This is a genomic window from Enterobacter sp. 4974935, assembly GCF_058661735.1.
On record NZ_JBZWGT010000003.1, the window covers coordinates 93,127 to 108,734 of the forward strand.

General features: G+C 58.1%; 16 protein-coding genes. 14 read left to right on the forward strand and 2 right to left on the reverse strand.

Annotated features, from left to right (window positions below):
* Positions 1–22: 22 nt before the first annotated feature.
* The 9 genes from livH to ugpQ all read left to right on the forward strand — a co-directional run bounded on the left by livH (position 23) and on the right by ugpQ (position 8,933).
* Complete coding sequence (gene livH / locus AC4OVS_RS01560; RefSeq protein WP_022649662.1) at positions 23–949, forward strand: high-affinity branched-chain amino acid ABC transporter permease LivH; 927 nt, start codon at positions 23–25, stop codon at positions 947–949.
* Positions 946–2,223: a high-affinity branched-chain amino acid ABC transporter permease LivM gene (locus AC4OVS_RS01565; RefSeq protein ID WP_069597026.1), complete on the forward strand. Its 1,278-nt coding sequence runs from the start codon at positions 946–948 to the stop codon at positions 2,221–2,223. The genes livH and AC4OVS_RS01565 overlap by 4 nt, the downstream gene beginning before the upstream one ends.
* Entirely contained in the window at positions 2,220–2,987 is a 768-nt protein-coding gene (livG, locus tag AC4OVS_RS01570; protein WP_491922140.1) for a high-affinity branched-chain amino acid ABC transporter ATP-binding protein LivG, read from the forward strand. Before AC4OVS_RS01565 ends, livG begins: the two co-directional genes overlap by 4 nt.
* Before the next feature lies 1 nt (position 2,988).
* On the forward strand, positions 2,989–3,702 hold the full coding sequence (gene livF, locus AC4OVS_RS01575) for a high-affinity branched-chain amino acid ABC transporter ATP-binding protein LivF (RefSeq protein ID WP_023298801.1): 714 nt from the start codon (positions 2,989–2,991) through the stop codon (positions 3,700–3,702).
* 246 nt (positions 3,703–3,948) lie between these two features.
* Complete coding sequence (gene ugpB, locus AC4OVS_RS01580) at positions 3,949–5,265, forward strand: sn-glycerol-3-phosphate ABC transporter substrate-binding protein UgpB (protein ID WP_022649659.1); 1,317 nt, start codon at positions 3,949–3,951, stop codon at positions 5,263–5,265.
* Positions 5,266–5,394: 129 nt separating this feature from the next.
* Positions 5,395–6,282, forward strand: coding sequence for a sn-glycerol-3-phosphate ABC transporter permease UgpA (gene ugpA / locus AC4OVS_RS01585; RefSeq protein ID WP_003861551.1), 888 nt, complete (start codon positions 5,395–5,397; stop codon positions 6,280–6,282).
* Entirely contained in the window at positions 6,279–7,124 is an 846-nt protein-coding gene (ugpE, locus tag AC4OVS_RS01590) for a sn-glycerol-3-phosphate ABC transporter permease UgpE (protein WP_023298800.1), read from the forward strand. The genes ugpA and ugpE overlap by 4 nt, the downstream gene beginning before the upstream one ends.
* A gap of 1 nt (position 7,125) precedes the next feature.
* Positions 7,126–8,196: a sn-glycerol-3-phosphate import ATP-binding protein UgpC gene (locus tag AC4OVS_RS01595; protein ID WP_022649656.1), complete on the forward strand. Its 1,071-nt coding sequence runs from the start codon at positions 7,126–7,128 to the stop codon at positions 8,194–8,196.
* Positions 8,193–8,933: a glycerophosphodiester phosphodiesterase gene (ugpQ, locus tag AC4OVS_RS01600; RefSeq protein ID WP_038416862.1), complete on the forward strand. Its 741-nt coding sequence runs from the start codon at positions 8,193–8,195 to the stop codon at positions 8,931–8,933. The genes AC4OVS_RS01595 and ugpQ overlap by 4 nt, the downstream gene beginning before the upstream one ends.
* On the opposite strand, the gene AC4OVS_RS01605 is transcribed toward ugpQ, so the two are convergent.
* Positions 8,923–9,294 (reverse strand): DUF2756 family protein, encoded by a 372-nt coding sequence (locus tag AC4OVS_RS01605; RefSeq protein WP_023298798.1) that lies wholly within the window; start codon positions 9,292–9,294, stop codon positions 8,923–8,925. The genes ugpQ and AC4OVS_RS01605 overlap by 11 nt on opposite strands.
* A gap of 122 nt (positions 9,295–9,416) precedes the next feature.
* On the opposite strand from AC4OVS_RS01605, the gene ggt reads away from it, so the two are divergent.
* On the forward strand, positions 9,417–11,162 hold the full coding sequence (ggt, locus tag AC4OVS_RS01610; RefSeq protein WP_491922141.1) for a gamma-glutamyltransferase: 1,746 nt from the start codon (positions 9,417–9,419) through the stop codon (positions 11,160–11,162).
* Between the two features lie 100 nt (positions 11,163–11,262).
* Here ggt and yhhY read toward each other — a convergent pair whose 3' ends face one another.
* On the reverse strand, positions 11,263–11,751 hold the full coding sequence (gene yhhY, locus AC4OVS_RS01615) for an N-acetyltransferase (RefSeq protein ID WP_023298796.1): 489 nt from the start codon (positions 11,749–11,751) through the stop codon (positions 11,263–11,265).
* Between the two features lie 257 nt (positions 11,752–12,008).
* On the opposite strand from yhhY, the gene AC4OVS_RS01620 reads away from it, so the two are divergent.
* The 4 genes from AC4OVS_RS01620 (at position 12,009) to gntK (ending at position 15,606) form a co-directional block, all read left to right on the forward strand.
* Positions 12,009–13,046, forward strand: a complete 1,038-nt coding sequence (locus AC4OVS_RS01620; RefSeq protein ID WP_022649651.1) for an oxidoreductase — start codon at positions 12,009–12,011, stop codon at positions 13,044–13,046.
* A gap of 123 nt (positions 13,047–13,169) precedes the next feature.
* Complete coding sequence (locus AC4OVS_RS01625; protein WP_003861565.1) at positions 13,170–13,865, forward strand: pirin family protein; 696 nt, start codon at positions 13,170–13,172, stop codon at positions 13,863–13,865.
* A 91-nt stretch (positions 13,866–13,956) separates the two neighbouring features.
* Complete coding sequence (gene gntR, locus AC4OVS_RS01630; protein WP_003861567.1) at positions 13,957–14,952, forward strand: gluconate operon transcriptional repressor GntR; 996 nt, start codon at positions 13,957–13,959, stop codon at positions 14,950–14,952.
* 126 nt (positions 14,953–15,078) lie between these two features.
* The gene (gene gntK, locus AC4OVS_RS01635) at positions 15,079–15,606 is read left to right on the forward strand and encodes a gluconokinase (RefSeq protein WP_003861569.1); all 528 of its coding nucleotides are present in this window, start codon (positions 15,079–15,081) and stop codon (positions 15,604–15,606) included.
* Positions 15,607–15,608: the final 2 nt, after the last annotated feature.

The window sequence follows — 15,608 nt, forward strand, 5'->3', positions numbered from 1 at the left end:
GCGGGTATAAAAAGGTTTGCATATGTCCGAGCAGTTTCTCTACTTTTTGCAGCAGATGTTTAACGGCGTCACGCTGGGAAGCACCTACGCGCTGATCGCCATCGGCTACACGATGGTTTACGGCATTATCGGCATGATCAACTTCGCCCACGGCGAGGTGTACATGATCGGTAGCTACGTCTCCTTTATGATCATCGCCGCGTTGATGATGATGGGCATCGACAGCAGCTGGTTGCTGGTGGCCGCCGGGTTTGTCGGCGCGATTGTGATTGCCAGCGCCTACGGCTGGAGCATCGAACGGGTGGCCTACCGGCCGGTGCGCAGCTCCAAGCGCCTTATTGCGCTGATCTCCGCCATCGGTATGTCCATCTTCCTGCAAAACTACGTTAGCCTGACAGAAGGTTCGCGTGACGTGGCGCTGCCAAGCCTGTTTAACGGCCAGTGGATTGTGGGGGCCAGCGAAAACTTCTCTGCCTCTGTCACCACCATGCAGCTGGTTATCTGGATTGTGACCTTCCTGGCGATGCTGGCCCTGACCGTTTTCATCCGCTACTCCCGCATGGGACGCGCCTGCCGCGCCTGCGCGGAAGACCTGAAGATGGCGAGCTTGCTCGGGATCAACACCGACCGCGTGATTGCCCTGACCTTCGTGATCGGTGCAGCGATGGCGGCGGTGGCGGGCGTGTTGCTCGGCCAGTTCTACGGCGTAATCAACCCGTACATCGGCTTTATGGCCGGGATGAAAGCCTTCACCGCCGCGGTACTGGGCGGTATCGGCAGCATTCCGGGCGCGATGATTGGCGGCCTGATTTTGGGCGTGGCCGAAGCGCTCTCCTCGGCGTACCTGAGCACCGAATATAAAGATGTGGTGTCGTTTGCCCTGCTGATTCTGGTTCTGCTGGTGATGCCTACCGGTATTCTGGGCCGTCCGGAGGTAGAGAAAGTATGAAACCGATGCATTTTGCGATGGCGCTGCTTTCTGCCGCCATGTTCTTCGTCCTGGCGGGCGTCTTTATGGGCGTCCAGTTAGGGCTGGACGGCACGAAGCTGGTGGTCGACACCGCCGCTGATATTCGCTGGCAGTGGGTATTTATCGGCACCGCCGTGGTGTTCCTGTTCCAGCTGCTGCGTCCGCTGTTCCAGAAGACGCTGAAGAACGTCTCCGGGCCGAAATTCGTCCTGCCGGCGATCGACGGTACAACCGTGAAGCAGAAGCTGTTCCTTGTGGCGCTGCTGGTGGCTGCCGTGGCGTGGCCGTTTATGGTATCGCGCGGGACGGTGGATATTGCCACCCTGACCATGATCTACGTGATTCTGGGGCTAGGTCTGAACGTGGTGGTGGGGCTGTCTGGCCTGCTGGTGCTGGGCTACGGCGGGTTCTACGCCATCGGCGCGTACACCTTCGCGCTGCTGAACCATTATTACGGCCTCGGCTTCTGGACCTGTTTGCCGCTGGCGGGGCTGGTCTCTGCCGCCGCGGGCTTCCTGCTCGGCTTCCCGGTGCTGCGCCTGCGCGGTGACTACCTGGCGATTGTGACCTTAGGCTTCGGCGAAATCGTCCGTATCCTGCTGCTCAACAATACCGAAGTGACCGGCGGTCCGAACGGCATCAGCCAGATCCCGAAACCGACCTTCTTCGGCCTGGAGTTCAGCCGTACCGCCCGCGAAGGCGGCTGGGATACCTTCAGCAACTTCTTTGGCATCAAATACGACCCGTCCGACCGCGTGATCTGGCTCTACCTGGTGGCGCTGCTGCTGGTGGTGATTACCCTGTTTGTGATCAACCGTCTGCTGCGCATGCCGCTGGGCCGCGCATGGGAAGCGCTGCGTGAGGATGAGATCGCCTGCCGTTCCCTGGGACTGAATCCGACCCGTATCAAGCTGACCGCGTTTACCATCAGCGCCGCGTTTGCCGGTTTCGCCGGAACGCTGTTTGCCGCGCGTCAGGGCTTCGTCAGCCCGGAATCGTTCACCTTTGCCGAATCGGCCTTCGTGCTGGCGATTGTGGTGCTCGGCGGGATGGGTTCCCAGTTCGCCGTGATCCTCGCGGCCATCCTGCTGGTGGTCTCGCGCGAGCTGATGCGCGACTTTAACGAATACAGCATGCTGATGCTGGGTGGCTTGATGGTGCTGATGATGATCTGGCGTCCGCAGGGCCTGCTGCCGATGACGCGTCCACAGCTGAAGCTTAAGAGCGCGGAAGCGAAAGGAGAGCAGGCATGAGTCAGCCATTATTATCCGTTAACGGTCTGATGATGCGTTTTGGTGGCCTGCTGGCGGTCAACAACGTGAATCTGGATCTGCATAAGAAAGAGATTGTCTCCCTGATTGGCCCGAACGGCGCAGGGAAAACCACAGTATTCAACTGCCTGACCGGTTTTTACAAGCCGACAGGTGGCACCATCATGCTGCGCGACCAGCACCTCGAAGGGCTACCGGGCCAGCAGATTGCCCGCATGGGCGTGGTGCGTACCTTCCAGCACGTGCGTCTGTTCCGGGAGATGACGGTGATTGAGAACCTGCTGGTGGCGCAACATCAGCAGCTCAAAACCGGCCTCTTTTCCGGCCTGCTGAAAACCCCGGCCTTCCGCCGCGCGCAGGAGGAGGCGCTCGATCGCGCCGCCACCTGGCTTGACCGCATCGGCCTGCTTCAGCACGCCAACCGGCAGGCGAACAACCTGGCCTACGGCGATCAGCGTCGTCTGGAGATTGTGCGCTGCATGGTGACGCAGCCGGAGATCCTGATGCTCGACGAACCGGCGGCGGGCCTTAACCCGAAAGAGACCAAAGAGCTGGACGAGCTGATTGCCGAGCTTCGCGATCATCACGACACCACCATCCTGCTGATTGAGCACGACATGAAGCTGGTGATGGGCATTTCGGACCGTATCTACGTGGTAAACCAGGGCACGCCGCTGGCAAACGGCACGCCGGAAGAGATCCGCAGCAACCCGGACGTGATCCGCGCATACCTTGGTGAGGCATAAGATGGAAAAAGCGATGTTAACGTTCGACAAGGTCAATGCGCACTACGGCAAGATCCAGGCGCTGCACGACGTCAGCCTGCATATTAATCAGGGCGAAATCGTCACCCTGATTGGTGCCAACGGCGCGGGGAAAACCACGCTGCTCGGCACCCTGTGCGGCGATCCGCGCGCCACCAGCGGGCGGATTGTGTTTGACGGCAAAGATATTACCGACTGGCAGACGGCTAAGATCATGCGTGAAGCGGTAGCGATCGTCCCGGAAGGGCGTCGCGTGTTCTCGCGCATGACGGTCGAAGAGAACCTGGCGATGGGCGGTTTCTTCGCCCACCGGGATGAATACCAGACCCGCATCAAATGGGTATACGAACTCTTCCCGCGCCTGTGGGAGCGGCGAATTCAGCGCGCGGGCACCATGTCCGGCGGGGAGCAACAGATGCTGGCGATTGGCCGCGCGCTGATGAGCCAGCCGCGTCTGCTGCTGCTGGATGAACCGTCGCTCGGGCTGGCGCCTATCATCATTCAGCAGATTTTCGACACCATCGAGCAGCTGCGCAAAGAGGGGATGACCATCTTCCTCGTCGAGCAGAACGCCAACCAGGCGCTGAAGCTCGCTGACCGTGGCTACGTGCTGGAGAACGGCCGCGTGGTGCTCTCCGATACCGGCGATGCGCTGCTGGCGAACGAAGCGGTGCGGAGCGCGTATTTGGGCGGCTAAGCCGTCTGTATCGCCCGGTGGCGCTGCGCTTACCGGGCCTACGGATACCATGTAGTCCGGGTAAGGCGAAGCCGCCACCCGGCTTTTTTTCATATTAACCCCTTCACACAACCATCATCCCTCTGACGCCTGGCTGTCACCTATCTGTAAACAAACAGTTATTTTTCTGTCATTCGAGCATGTCATGTTACCTCGCGAGCACAAAACGCGTGATATCGCGCATCCGGCATAATAAGAGAGATGACAATGACATCGTTACGACACACAGCTTTGGGTCTGGCAATCGGTCTGGCTTTTGCGACGAACGCAATGGCTGTGACCACCATTCCGTTCTGGCATTCTATGGAAGGGGAGTTGGGTAAAGAGGTTGACTCCCTGGCGCAACGTTTCAACGACACCCACCCGGATTACAAAATTGTGCCGGTGTACAAAGGCAACTACGAGCAGAGCCTGAGCGCGGGCATCGCCGCCTTCCGTACCGGGAATGCGCCAGCCCTGTTACAGGTTTATGAAGTCGGCACCGCGACCATGATGGCCTCCAAAGCCATCAAGCCGGTCTATGAAGTGTTCAAAGACGCGGGCATCAACTTTGACGAATCCCAGTTTGTGCCGACCGTCTCCGGTTACTACACCGATTCCAAAACCGGCCACCTGCTGTCTCAGCCGTTTAACAGCTCCACGCCGGTGCTGTACTACAACAAAGATGCCTTCAAAAAAGCCGGTTTAGATCCGGAACAGCCGCCAAAAACCTGGCAGGATCTGGCGGAGTACACCGCGAAGCTGAAAGCGGCGGGGATGAAGTGCGGCTACGCCAGCGGCTGGCAGGGCTGGATCCAGATTGAAAACTTCAGCGCCTGGCACGGCCTGCCGGTTGCCACCAAAAACAACGGCTTCGATGGCACCGACGCGGTTCTGGAATTTAACAAGCCGGAGCAGGTGAAGCACATCGCGCTGCTGGCCGATCTGAACAAGAAGGGCGACTTCAGCTATTTCGGGCGCAAAGACGAATCCACCGAGAAGTTCTACAACGGTGACTGCGCCATTACTACCGCGTCTTCCGGTTCGCTGGCGGACATCCGTCACTACGCCAAATTCAACTACGGCGTGGGCATGATGCCGTACGACGCTGATGTAAAAGGCGCGCCGCAGAACGCCATCATCGGCGGGGCGAGCCTGTGGGTGATGCAGGGTAAAGACAACGGCACCTACAAAGGCGTGGCCGAGTTCCTCGACTTCCTGGCGAAGCCGGAAAACGCCGCCGAGTGGCACCAGAAGACCGGCTACCTGCCGATCACCAAAGCCGCGTACGACCTGACTCGGGAGCAGGGCTTCTACAGCAAGAACCCGGGCGCGGACATCGCGACGCGTCAGATGCTGAACAAGCCGCCGTTGCCGTTCACCAAAGGCCTGCGTCTGGGCAACATGCCGCAGATCCGCACCATCGTTGATGAAGAGCTGGAAAGCGTCTGGACCGGGAAGAAAACGCCTCAGCAGGCGCTGGATTCAGCGGTAGAGCGCGGCAACCAACTGTTACGCCGCTTTGAGCAGTCGACGAAGTCTTAATTAAAATCTTACCCCTCACCCTAACCCTCTCCCCATAGGGGAGAGGGGACTGCACGGAGCCGTCTTTTCTCCCTCGCCCCTATGGGGAGAGGGCCGGGGTGAGGGGCGAAAACCTACTTGAGCTAACCTATGTCATCATCCCGTCCGGTGTTCCGTTCCCGCTGGCTGCCGTACCTGCTGGTCGCGCCGCAGCTGGTCATCACCGTAATCTTCTTTATCTGGCCTGCGGGCGAAGCGCTGTGGTACTCGGTACAAAGCGTCGATCCGTTCGGGCTTTCCAGCCAGTTTGTCGGGCTGGACAACTTTACCGCGCTGTTCCATGACAGCTACTACCTGGACTCCTTCTGGACGACGATCAAATTCAGCGCGCTGGTCACCGTCAGCGGTCTTGTCGCGTCGCTGTTCTTCGCCGCGCTGGTGGATTACGTAGTGCGCGGCAGCCGTCTGTATCAGACCCTGATGCTGCTGCCTTACGCTGTGGCTCCCGCCGTGGCCGCCGTGCTGTGGATCTTCCTGTTTAACCCGGGGCGCGGGCTGATTACCCACTTCCTGGGCGAGTTTGGCTATGACTGGAACCACGCCCAGAACAGCGGTCAGGCCATGTTCCTGGTGGTGTTCGCCTCGGTGTGGAAGCAGATCAGCTACAACTTCCTGTTTTTCTTCGCCGCGCTACAGTCTATCCCGCGTTCGCTGGTGGAGGCCGCCGCGATTGACGGCGCAGGGCCAGTGCGCCGCTTCTTCCGGCTGTCGCTGCCGCTGATCGCCCCGGTGAGTTTCTTCCTGCTGGTGGTAAACCTGGTGTACGCCTTCTTCGACACCTTCCCGGTGATCGACGCCGCCACTGCGGGCGGTCCGGTACAGGCGACGACCACGCTGATTTATAAAATTTACCGCGAAGGCTTTGCCGGGCTTGATCTCTCTGCCTCTGCCGCCCAGTCCGTGGTGCTGATGTTCCTCGTCATCATCCTCACGGTGGTGCAGTTCCGCTATGTCGAAAGTAAGGTGCGCTACCAATGATTGAGAACCGTCGCGGGCTGACGATTTTCAGCCATACCCTGCTGATCCTGGGCATCCTCGTCATCCTGTTTCCACTGTACGTGGCCTTCGTCGCCGCCACGCTGGACACCAAAGCGGTGTTCGACACGCCGATGACGCTCGTCCCCGGCGGGCATCTTTTCGAGAACATGAAAACTATCTGGACCCAGGGCGTGGGGGCCAACAGCGCGCCGTTCTGGCTGATGATGCTCAACAGTTTCATCATGGCGTTCGGCATCACCGTCGGCAAAATCACGGTGTCGATGCTCTCGGCGTTTGCCATCGTCTGGTTCCGCTTTCCGCTGCGTAACCTGTTTTTCTGGATGATTTTCATCACCCTGATGCTGCCGGTAGAGGTGCGTATCTTCCCGACGGTGGAGGTGATCGCCAACCTGAAGATGCTCGACAGCTACGCGGGCTTAACCCTGCCGCTGATGGCTTCGGCGACCGCCACCTTCCTGTTCCGCCAGTTCTTTATGACCCTGCCGGATGAGCTGATTGAAGCCGCGCGTATTGACGGCGCCTCGCCGATGCGCTTCTTCCGCGACATCGTGCTGCCGCTGTCGAAAACCAACCTTGCGGCGCTGTTTGTGATCACCTTTATCTACGGCTGGAACCAGTACCTGTGGCCGCTGCTGATCGTTCAGGACGTCAACCTCGGCACCGCCGTGGCAGGCATCAAAGGCATGATCGCCACCGGCGAAGGCACCACCCTCTGGAACCAGGTAATGGCGGCGATGCTGCTCACCCTTATCCCCCCGGTCGTTATCGTTTTAGCCATGCAGCGTGCGTTTGTGCGTGGTTTAGTGGACAGTGAGAAATAAGATGGCAGGTTTAAAATTACAGGCAGTAACCAAAAGCTGGGACGGCAAAACCCAGGTCATTCAGCCGCTGACGCTCGACGTGGCGGACGGGGAATTTATCGTCATGGTCGGTCCGTCCGGCTGTGGGAAATCCACGCTGCTGCGCATGGTGGCGGGGCTGGAACGCGTGACGTCCGGGGATATCTGGATTGACCGCCAGCGCGTTACCGAGATGGAACCCAAAGATCGCGGCATCGCGATGGTGTTCCAGAACTACGCCCTCTATCCGCACATGAGCGTGGAAGAGAACATGGCCTGGGGGCTGAAAATTCGCGGCATGGGCAAAGGCCATATCGAGGAGCGCGTGAAAGAAGCCGCGCGCATTCTGGAGCTTGACGGCCTGCTCAAGCGTCGCCCGCGTGAGCTTTCCGGCGGCCAGCGTCAGCGCGTGGCGATGGGGCGCGCCATCGTGCGCGACCCGGCGGTCTTTCTGTTCGACGAACCGCTGTCAAACCTCGACGCCAAGCTGCGCGTGCAGATGCGCCTTGAGCTACAGCAGCTGCATCGCCGCCTTAAAACCACGTCCCTCTACGTGACCCACGATCAGGTAGAGGCCATGACTCTCGCCCAGCGCGTGATGGTGATGAACAAAGGCATCGCCGAGCAGATTGGCACCCCGGTGGAAGTCTACGAAAAACCGGCCAGCCGTTTTGTGGCGAGTTTTATCGGCAGCCCGGCGATGAACCTGCTGGACGGGCGGATCAATGCTGCAGGAACCCATTTTGAGCTGGAAAGCGGGATGGCGTTGCCGATCAACTGGTACTATCGTGGCTACGCCGGGCGTAAGATGACGCTCGGTATCCGCCCGGAGCATATTGGTTTGACGTCTCAGGCGGACGGCGGCGTGCCGCTGGTGATGGACACGCTGGAGATGCTGGGCGCAGACAACCTGGCGCACGGACGCTGGGGCGAACAAAAGCTGGTGGTGCGCCTGCCGCATCAGGAGCGCCCGAAGGCAGGCAGCACGCTGTGGCTGCATATGCCGGAAAATCACCTGCACTTATTTGACGGTGAAACAGGACAACGAGTATGAGCAACTGGCCTTACCCCCACATTGTCGCCCACCGTGGCGGCGGTAAACTGGCGCCGGAAAACACCCTGGCGGCAATTGACGCTGGCGCGCGCTACGGCCACACGATGATCGAGTTCGATGCCAAGCTGTCGAAGGACGGCGAAATTTTCCTGCTGCATGACGACAACCTTGAACGCACCAGCAACGGCTGGGGCGTGGCGGGCGAACTGCCGTGGCGCGATCTGCTGAAGGTGGATGCCGGAAGCTGGTTCAGCGGGGAATTCAAAGGTGAACCGCTGCCGCTGCTGGCGGAAGTGGCGGACCGCTGCCGCCAGCACGGCATGATGGCTAACATCGAAATCAAACCGACCACCGGCACCGGGCCGCTGACGGGCAAAGTCATCGCGCTGGCCGCGCGTGAGCTGTGGGAAGGGATGACGGTACCGCTGCTGTCGTCGTTTGACATCGACGCGCTGGAAGCGGCACAGGCGGCCGTACCAGAGCTGCCGCGCGGGCTGCTGCTGGACGAGTGGCGAGAAGACTGGCGCGCGCTGACTGCCCGCTTAGGTTGCGTGTCGATCCACCTCAACCATAAGCTGCTGGATGAAGCGCGCGTGACGCTATTGAAAGAGGCTGGTCTGCATATCCTGGTCTACACCGTCAACAAACCCCAGCGTGCAGCCGAGCTGCTGCGCTGGGGCGTGGACAGCATCTGTACCGATGCGATTGACCAGATCGGGCCGAACTTTATTTATTAAGCATACTGCCGTTCTGCTGGGTCGGCAGCATATGCTGCTGACCGCTGCTTTGCGACACCCCGCCCCCTAACATCCCACCGTTTGAGTTTGACAGCGGCTGCTCGCGCATCTGGCCCTGCTGCACGCGCTGGGTATTAGCGTTCATCTGGTTTTGCAGGTGCTGCTGCTGCACCTGGGTCTGCGTCTTTAACTGCTGATTAAGCATCCCTTTCTGCTGCTGTTGCTGGCTCATCATCTCCGTCTGCATACGCTGCTGGCTCGGAATGACATAGCCCTGCTGGTTTGGGTTGTTCAGCGTGTTTATCGGCTGTGCGAGCGCGGCGAACGGAAGCAGCGCGATCAGGATCGGTAATCGTTTCATGGTTATCTCCTCCTTTGAGGCTTCTCTTAAGTTTATCCTGATTCCGGCATAACGATGATTTTTTAAGAGTTGTGAACCAGGCTTAAGCGGGGAATATAGGCCCCTTCACCTGGAGAACAATAATGATGAAACCAACCTTTTTGCGCTGGGTCGCCATCGCTGCGCTGATGGCAGGCGGCACATTTACCGTGGTGGCCAACCCGCCCGCCGCTCCTCCGGTCTCTTACGGCGTGGAGGAGGATGTTTTTCATCCCGTGCGGGCGACGCACGGCATGGTGGCCTCGGTTGACGCGCTGGCAACTCAGGTGGGCGTCGATATTCTTAAACAGGGCGGAAACGCGGTGGATGCGGCGGTCGCGGTCGGGTACGCGCTGGCGGTAACGCATCCACAGGCGGGGAACCTGGGCGGCGGCGGGTTTATGATGCTGCGCACGAAAGACGGTAAAACTACGGCCATCGACTTCCGTGAGATGGCACCGAATCAGGCCTCCCGCGATATGTTCCTCGACGATCAGGGCAATCCGGACAGTAAAAAATCCCTGACCTCGCACCTTGCCTCCGGCACGCCGGGCACCGTTGCGGGGTTCTCGCTGGCGCTGGAAAAATACGGCACGCTGCCGCTGAATAAAGTGGTACAGCCTGCCATCAGGCTGGCGCGCGACGGCTTCGTCGTCAACGGCGCGCTGGCGGACGACCTCAAAACCTACGGCAGCGAAGTTATTCCCAATCATGAAAACAGCAAGGCTATCTTCTGGAAAGACGGCGAGCCGCTGAAAAAGGGCGATAAGCTGATGCAGAAGAACCTCGCAAAAAGTCTCGAACTGATTGCCGAAAACGGTCCGGACGCCTTCTATAAGGGGCCGATTGCCGATCAGATTGCCGATGAGATGCAGAAGAACGGCGGGCTGATCACCAAAGCGGATCTGGCGGAATATAAGGCGGTGGAGCGCGAGCCGATCAGCGGCACCTATCGCGGCTACGAGGTCTTCTCCATGCCGCCGCCGTCCTCCGGGGGCATTCACATTGTGCAGATCCTCAATATTCTGGAAAACTTCGATATGCACAAGTTCGGCTTCGGTAGTGCCGATGCCATGCAGGTGATGGCGGAGGCGGAAAAGCGCGCCTACGCGGACCGCTCGGAATACCTTGGCGATCCGGACTTCGTGAAGGTGCCGTGGCAGGCGCTGACCAACAAAGCCTATGCCAAATCGATTGCCGATGAGATCGACATCAACAAGGCTAAACCGTCCAGCGAGATCCGCCCGGGCAAGCTGGCGCCGTATGAAAGTAACCAGACCACCCACTTCTCGGTCGTGGACAAAGACGGAAACGCGGTGGCGGTGACATACACGCTCAACACCACCTTCGGCACCGGGATTGTGGCGGGCAACAGCGGTATTTTGCTGAACAACGAGATGGATGACTTCTCGGCCAAGCCGGGCGTGCCGAACGTCTACGGGCTGGTCGGCGGCGATGCAAATGCGGTCGGGCCGAAGAAGCGCCCGCTGTCGTCCATGTCGCCCACCATCGTGGTGAAAGACGGCAAAACCTGGCTGGTGACCGGCAGCCCGGGCGGGAGCCGGATTATCACCACCGTGTTGCAAATGGTAGTGAACAGCATCGACTTTGGGATGAACGTCGCCGAAGCGACCAATGCGCCGCGTTTCCATCACCAGTGGCTGCCGGACGAGTTGCGCGTGGAGAAGGGCTTTAGCCCGGATACCCTCAAGCTGCTTGAGCAGCGCGGGCAGAAGGTGGCGGTGAAGGAGGCGATGGGCAGCACCCAGAGCATTATGGTCGGGCCGGACGGTGCCCTGTTTGGCGCGTCGGACCCACGGTCGGTGGATGATTTAACGGCGGGGTATTGAGGGCTCCCCTCACCCTAACCCTCTCCCCATAGGGGAGAGGGGATTGCACGGTGCGGTCTTTTCTCCCTCGCCCTTTCGGGGAGAGGGTCGGGGTGAGGGGTTACTTCATCCGCGCCATATAATACGCGTCCACGTACTCGCCGTTGCGCAGGGCGTAGCGCCTGCCGGTGCCTTCAATCTCAAACCCGTGCTTTTTGTACACCGCGATTGCCGGTGCGTTATCGACAAACACCGTTAACTCGATGCGGTCGACGCGCAGCCAGTTATCGCACATATCAATCATGGTGCGTATCAGCGCGCTGGCGACGCCCCGGTTTTGCCACTGCGCACCCACACAAATTCCAAAATCGGCGACGTGGCTGCGGCGCGGACGCTGAGCTACGGCAATGCACAGATGCCCGGCGACGGTATCATCAATACAGGCGACCAACTGCTTGATACCGGGCTGATCGGTTAGCCGGTCATGCCACATCTGCTCTGAGGGATGAGGAACCTGTAGCGTGTTGTGGTACACCTCCGGCTGGGCGTGGATCTGACGAATGGCGTCGTAATCTTTCGGTTCAGCGTGGCGTATCACTATCTCACTCATTCCTTGTTCCTCAGTCAGTTAAAAGTCCCTTCCAACATCAGTGACTTTAAAAGTTGAGTCAATCGCTATTTTTTGCAAAAAGTGTTGGACAAGTGCGAATGAGAATGATTATTATTGCTCTGCATTCAGGAAGACCTCCTACGGGAACCTGAAAGCACGACATTGCTCACATTGCTTCCAGTATTACTTTAGCCAGCTTCTCGCTGGCTTTTTTTTTGTTATGGTTAGACTCAGTAACCTTCCAAAAGGACTGAGCCATGACACTACATTGTGCATTTATTGGATTTGGCAAAAGCACCACGCGTTACCACCTTCCGTATGTTCTTAACCGAAAAGAGACCTGGCACGTGGCCCATATCTATCGCCGCCGCGCGAAGCCAGAAGAGCAGTCTCCGCAGTATTCCCATATTCATTTCACCAGCGATCTTGATGAAGTGTTAAATGATCCGCAGGTGAAGCTGGTGGTGGTCTGTACCCACGCCGACAGCCACTTTGACTACGCAAAACGCGCGCTGGAAGCAGGTAAAAACGTGCTGGTGGAAAAACCGTTCACCCCGACCATCGCCGAAGCGAAGGAACTCTTTGCGCTGGCGAAAAGCAAAGGGCTGACCGTCACGCCGTACCAGAACCGTCGCTTTGACAGCTGCTTCCTGACGGCAAAAAAGGCAATCGAAAGCGGCAAGCTCGGCGAGATCGTTGAAATCGAAAGCCACTTCGATTACTACCGCCCTGTGGCAGAAACCAAACCCGGCCTGCCGCAGGACGGTTCGTTCTACGGTCTGGGCGTACACACCATGGACCAGATCATCTCCCTGTTTGGCCGCCCGGACCACGTGGCGTACGACATCCGCAGCCTGCGCAATAAGGCCAATCCGGACGATACCTTCGAAGCACAGCTCTTCTACGGCGATCTCAAAGCCATCGTCAAAACCAGTCATCTGGTGAAAATCGACTACCCGAAATTTATCGTTCACGGCAAGAAAGGCTCCTTTATCAAGTACGGTATTGACCAGCAGGAGACCAGCCTGAAGGCCAACATCATGCCGGGCGAACCGGGCTTTGCGGCAGATGATTCCGTGGGCGTGCTGGAGTACGTGAACGACGAGGGCCTGACGGTCAGGGAAGAGCTGAAGCCGGAAACGGGCGATTATGGACGCGTCTACGATGCGCTGTATGAAACCCTTTCCAGCGGCACGCCGAATTACGTCAAGGAATCTGACGTTCTGACGAACCTGGAAATCCTTGAAAGGGCCTTCGAACAGGCTTCCCCTGCCACGGTAACCCTCGCCAGATAAGCAAAAATGGCTCCTTTGTGCTTGTTCTAAATTTTTGAACAGAGGAGTCAATTTTCACCCTCTATGATCCCTGAGCGTTTGCGTCCACACTTACTCCATCGAAACGAACTGAGGGTGAAAACAATGATCTACTTACGCAAAGCAAACGAACGTGGTCACGCGAATCATGGCTGGCTGGACTCATGGCATTCATTCTCGTTTGCCGACTACTACGACCCGAACTTCATGGGCTTCTCCGCGCTGCGCGTCATTAACGACGACGTGATTGATGCAGGCCAAGGCTTCGGTACCCACCCGCACAAGGACATGGAAATCCTGACCTATGTGCTGGAAGGGGCGGTTGAGCACCAGGACAGCATGGGCAATAAAGAGCAGGTTCCGGCGGGCGAGTTCCAGATTATGAGCGCGGGGACCGGGGTGCGTCACTCTGAGTACAACCCGAGCAAAACGGAAAAACTGCACCTGTATCAAATCTGGATCATTCCAGAAGAGACCGGCATCACGCCACGCTACGAACAGCGCCGCTTCGATGCGAAACAGGGTAAACAGCTGGTGCTCTCCCCGGATGCGCGTGAAGGTTCCCTGAAAGTGCATCAGGATATGGAGCTGTACCGCTGGGCGCTGGCGAAAGATGAACAGTCTGTGCACCAGATCGCCGCCAACCGCCGCGTCTGGATCCAGGTGGTGAAAGGCGAGGTGTCCATCAACGGCACCAAAGCCACCACCGCCGATGGCCTTGCAGTCTGGGATGAGCAGGCGCTCTCCGTGCATGCCGACAGCGAAAGTGAAATTCTGCTGTTTGATCTGCCGCCGGTCTAAATAATTTCTCAACCTTCCCTTTAAACGGGGAAGGTTGAGCTTTGTCCGTGATAAACTGAGCAAATCTCTCACTTCAAGATTTCTCAGGACGATGAAAAAGAAACGCCCCGTACTTCAGGATGTCGCCGATCGCGTCGGTGTGACCAAAATGACGGTCAGCCGTTTTTTACGTAACCCGGAGCAGGTTTCCGTGGCGTTGCGTGGCAAGATTGCCGCCGCCCTTGATGAACTGGGTTATATCCCCAACCGCGCGCCCGATATTCTCTCCAATGCGACCAGCCGTGCGGTGGGCGTCCTGCTTCCTTCCTTAACCAACCAGGTTTTCGCTGAAGTGCTGCGTGGCATCGAAAGCGTGACCGATGCCTTTGGTTATCAGACCATGCTCGCCCACTATGGGTACAAGCCGGAACTGGAAGAGGAACGTCTTGAATCGATGCTTTCCTGGAACATTGACGGCCTGATTTTAACGGAACGTACTCACACCCCGCGCACGCTGAAAATGATTGAAGTGGCAGGCATTCCGGTGGTGGAGCTGATGGACAGCCAGTCGCCGTGCCTCGACATCGCCGTGGGGTTCGATAACTTTGAAGCGGCGCGTCAGATGACGGCGGCGATCATCGCCCGCGGTCATCGCCATGTGGCCTATCTGGGTGCGCGTCTGGATGAACGTACTATCATCAAACAGAAGGGATACGAGCAGGCGATGCTCGACGCCGGTTTAACCCCGTACAGCGTGATGGTGGAGCAATCTTCCTCTTATACGTCGGGTATTGAGCTGATGCGTCAGGCGCGACGCGAGTATCCGCAACTGGACGGTATTTTCTGTACCAACGATGACCTTGCGGTCGGCGCCGCGTTTGAGTGTCAGCGTCTGGGTTTAAAAATCCCGGATGATATGGCGATTGCCGGCTTCCACGGCCACGACATTGGCCAGGTGATGGAGCCGCGTCTGGCAAGCGTCCTGACCCCGCGTGAACGCATGGGCCGCATTGGTGCAGAACGCCTGCTGGCGCGCATTCGTGGTGAGGCAGTTACCCCTAAAATGTTAGATTTAGGTTTCACCTTGTCACCGGGTGGATCTATTTAATCCGACAAATTTGAAGTAGCTCACACTTATTCACTTCACGCACGTTTGGATATTGCTTCTCTTATGCCCCGGCAGGACAATGTTACCGATAACTGTTACCCGTAACAATTGACTGAGGGACACCCTTTGAGCACGACTAATCACGATCACCACGTTTACGTCCTGATGGGCGTGTCCGGTAGCGGTAAATCTGCCGTGGCGAGCGAAGTGGCGCATCAACTCCAGGCTGCGTTTCTTGATGGTGACTTCCTCCATCCGCGCAGCAACATCATGAAAATGGCTTCCGGCGAGCCGCTGAATGACGACGACCGCAAACCCTGGTTGCAGGCGCTGAATGATGCCGCGTTCGCGATGCAGCGCACCAATAAAGTCTCCCTGATAGTCTGTTCCGCGCTGAAAAAAACCTATCGCGACCTGCTGCGCGATGGCAACCCGAACCTCTCTTTCATCTACCTGAAAGGCGATTTCGGGGTAATTGAAAGCCGCCTGAAGGCGCGTAAAGGCCACTTCTTCAAAACCCAGATGCTGGTAACGCAGTTCGAAGCGTTGCAGGAGCCGGGGGCTGACGAACAGGATGTCTTAGTGGTTGATATCGATCAGCCGCTGGAAGGTGTTGTTGCCAGCACCATCGAGGTTATTAATAAAAGGCAGTAAGT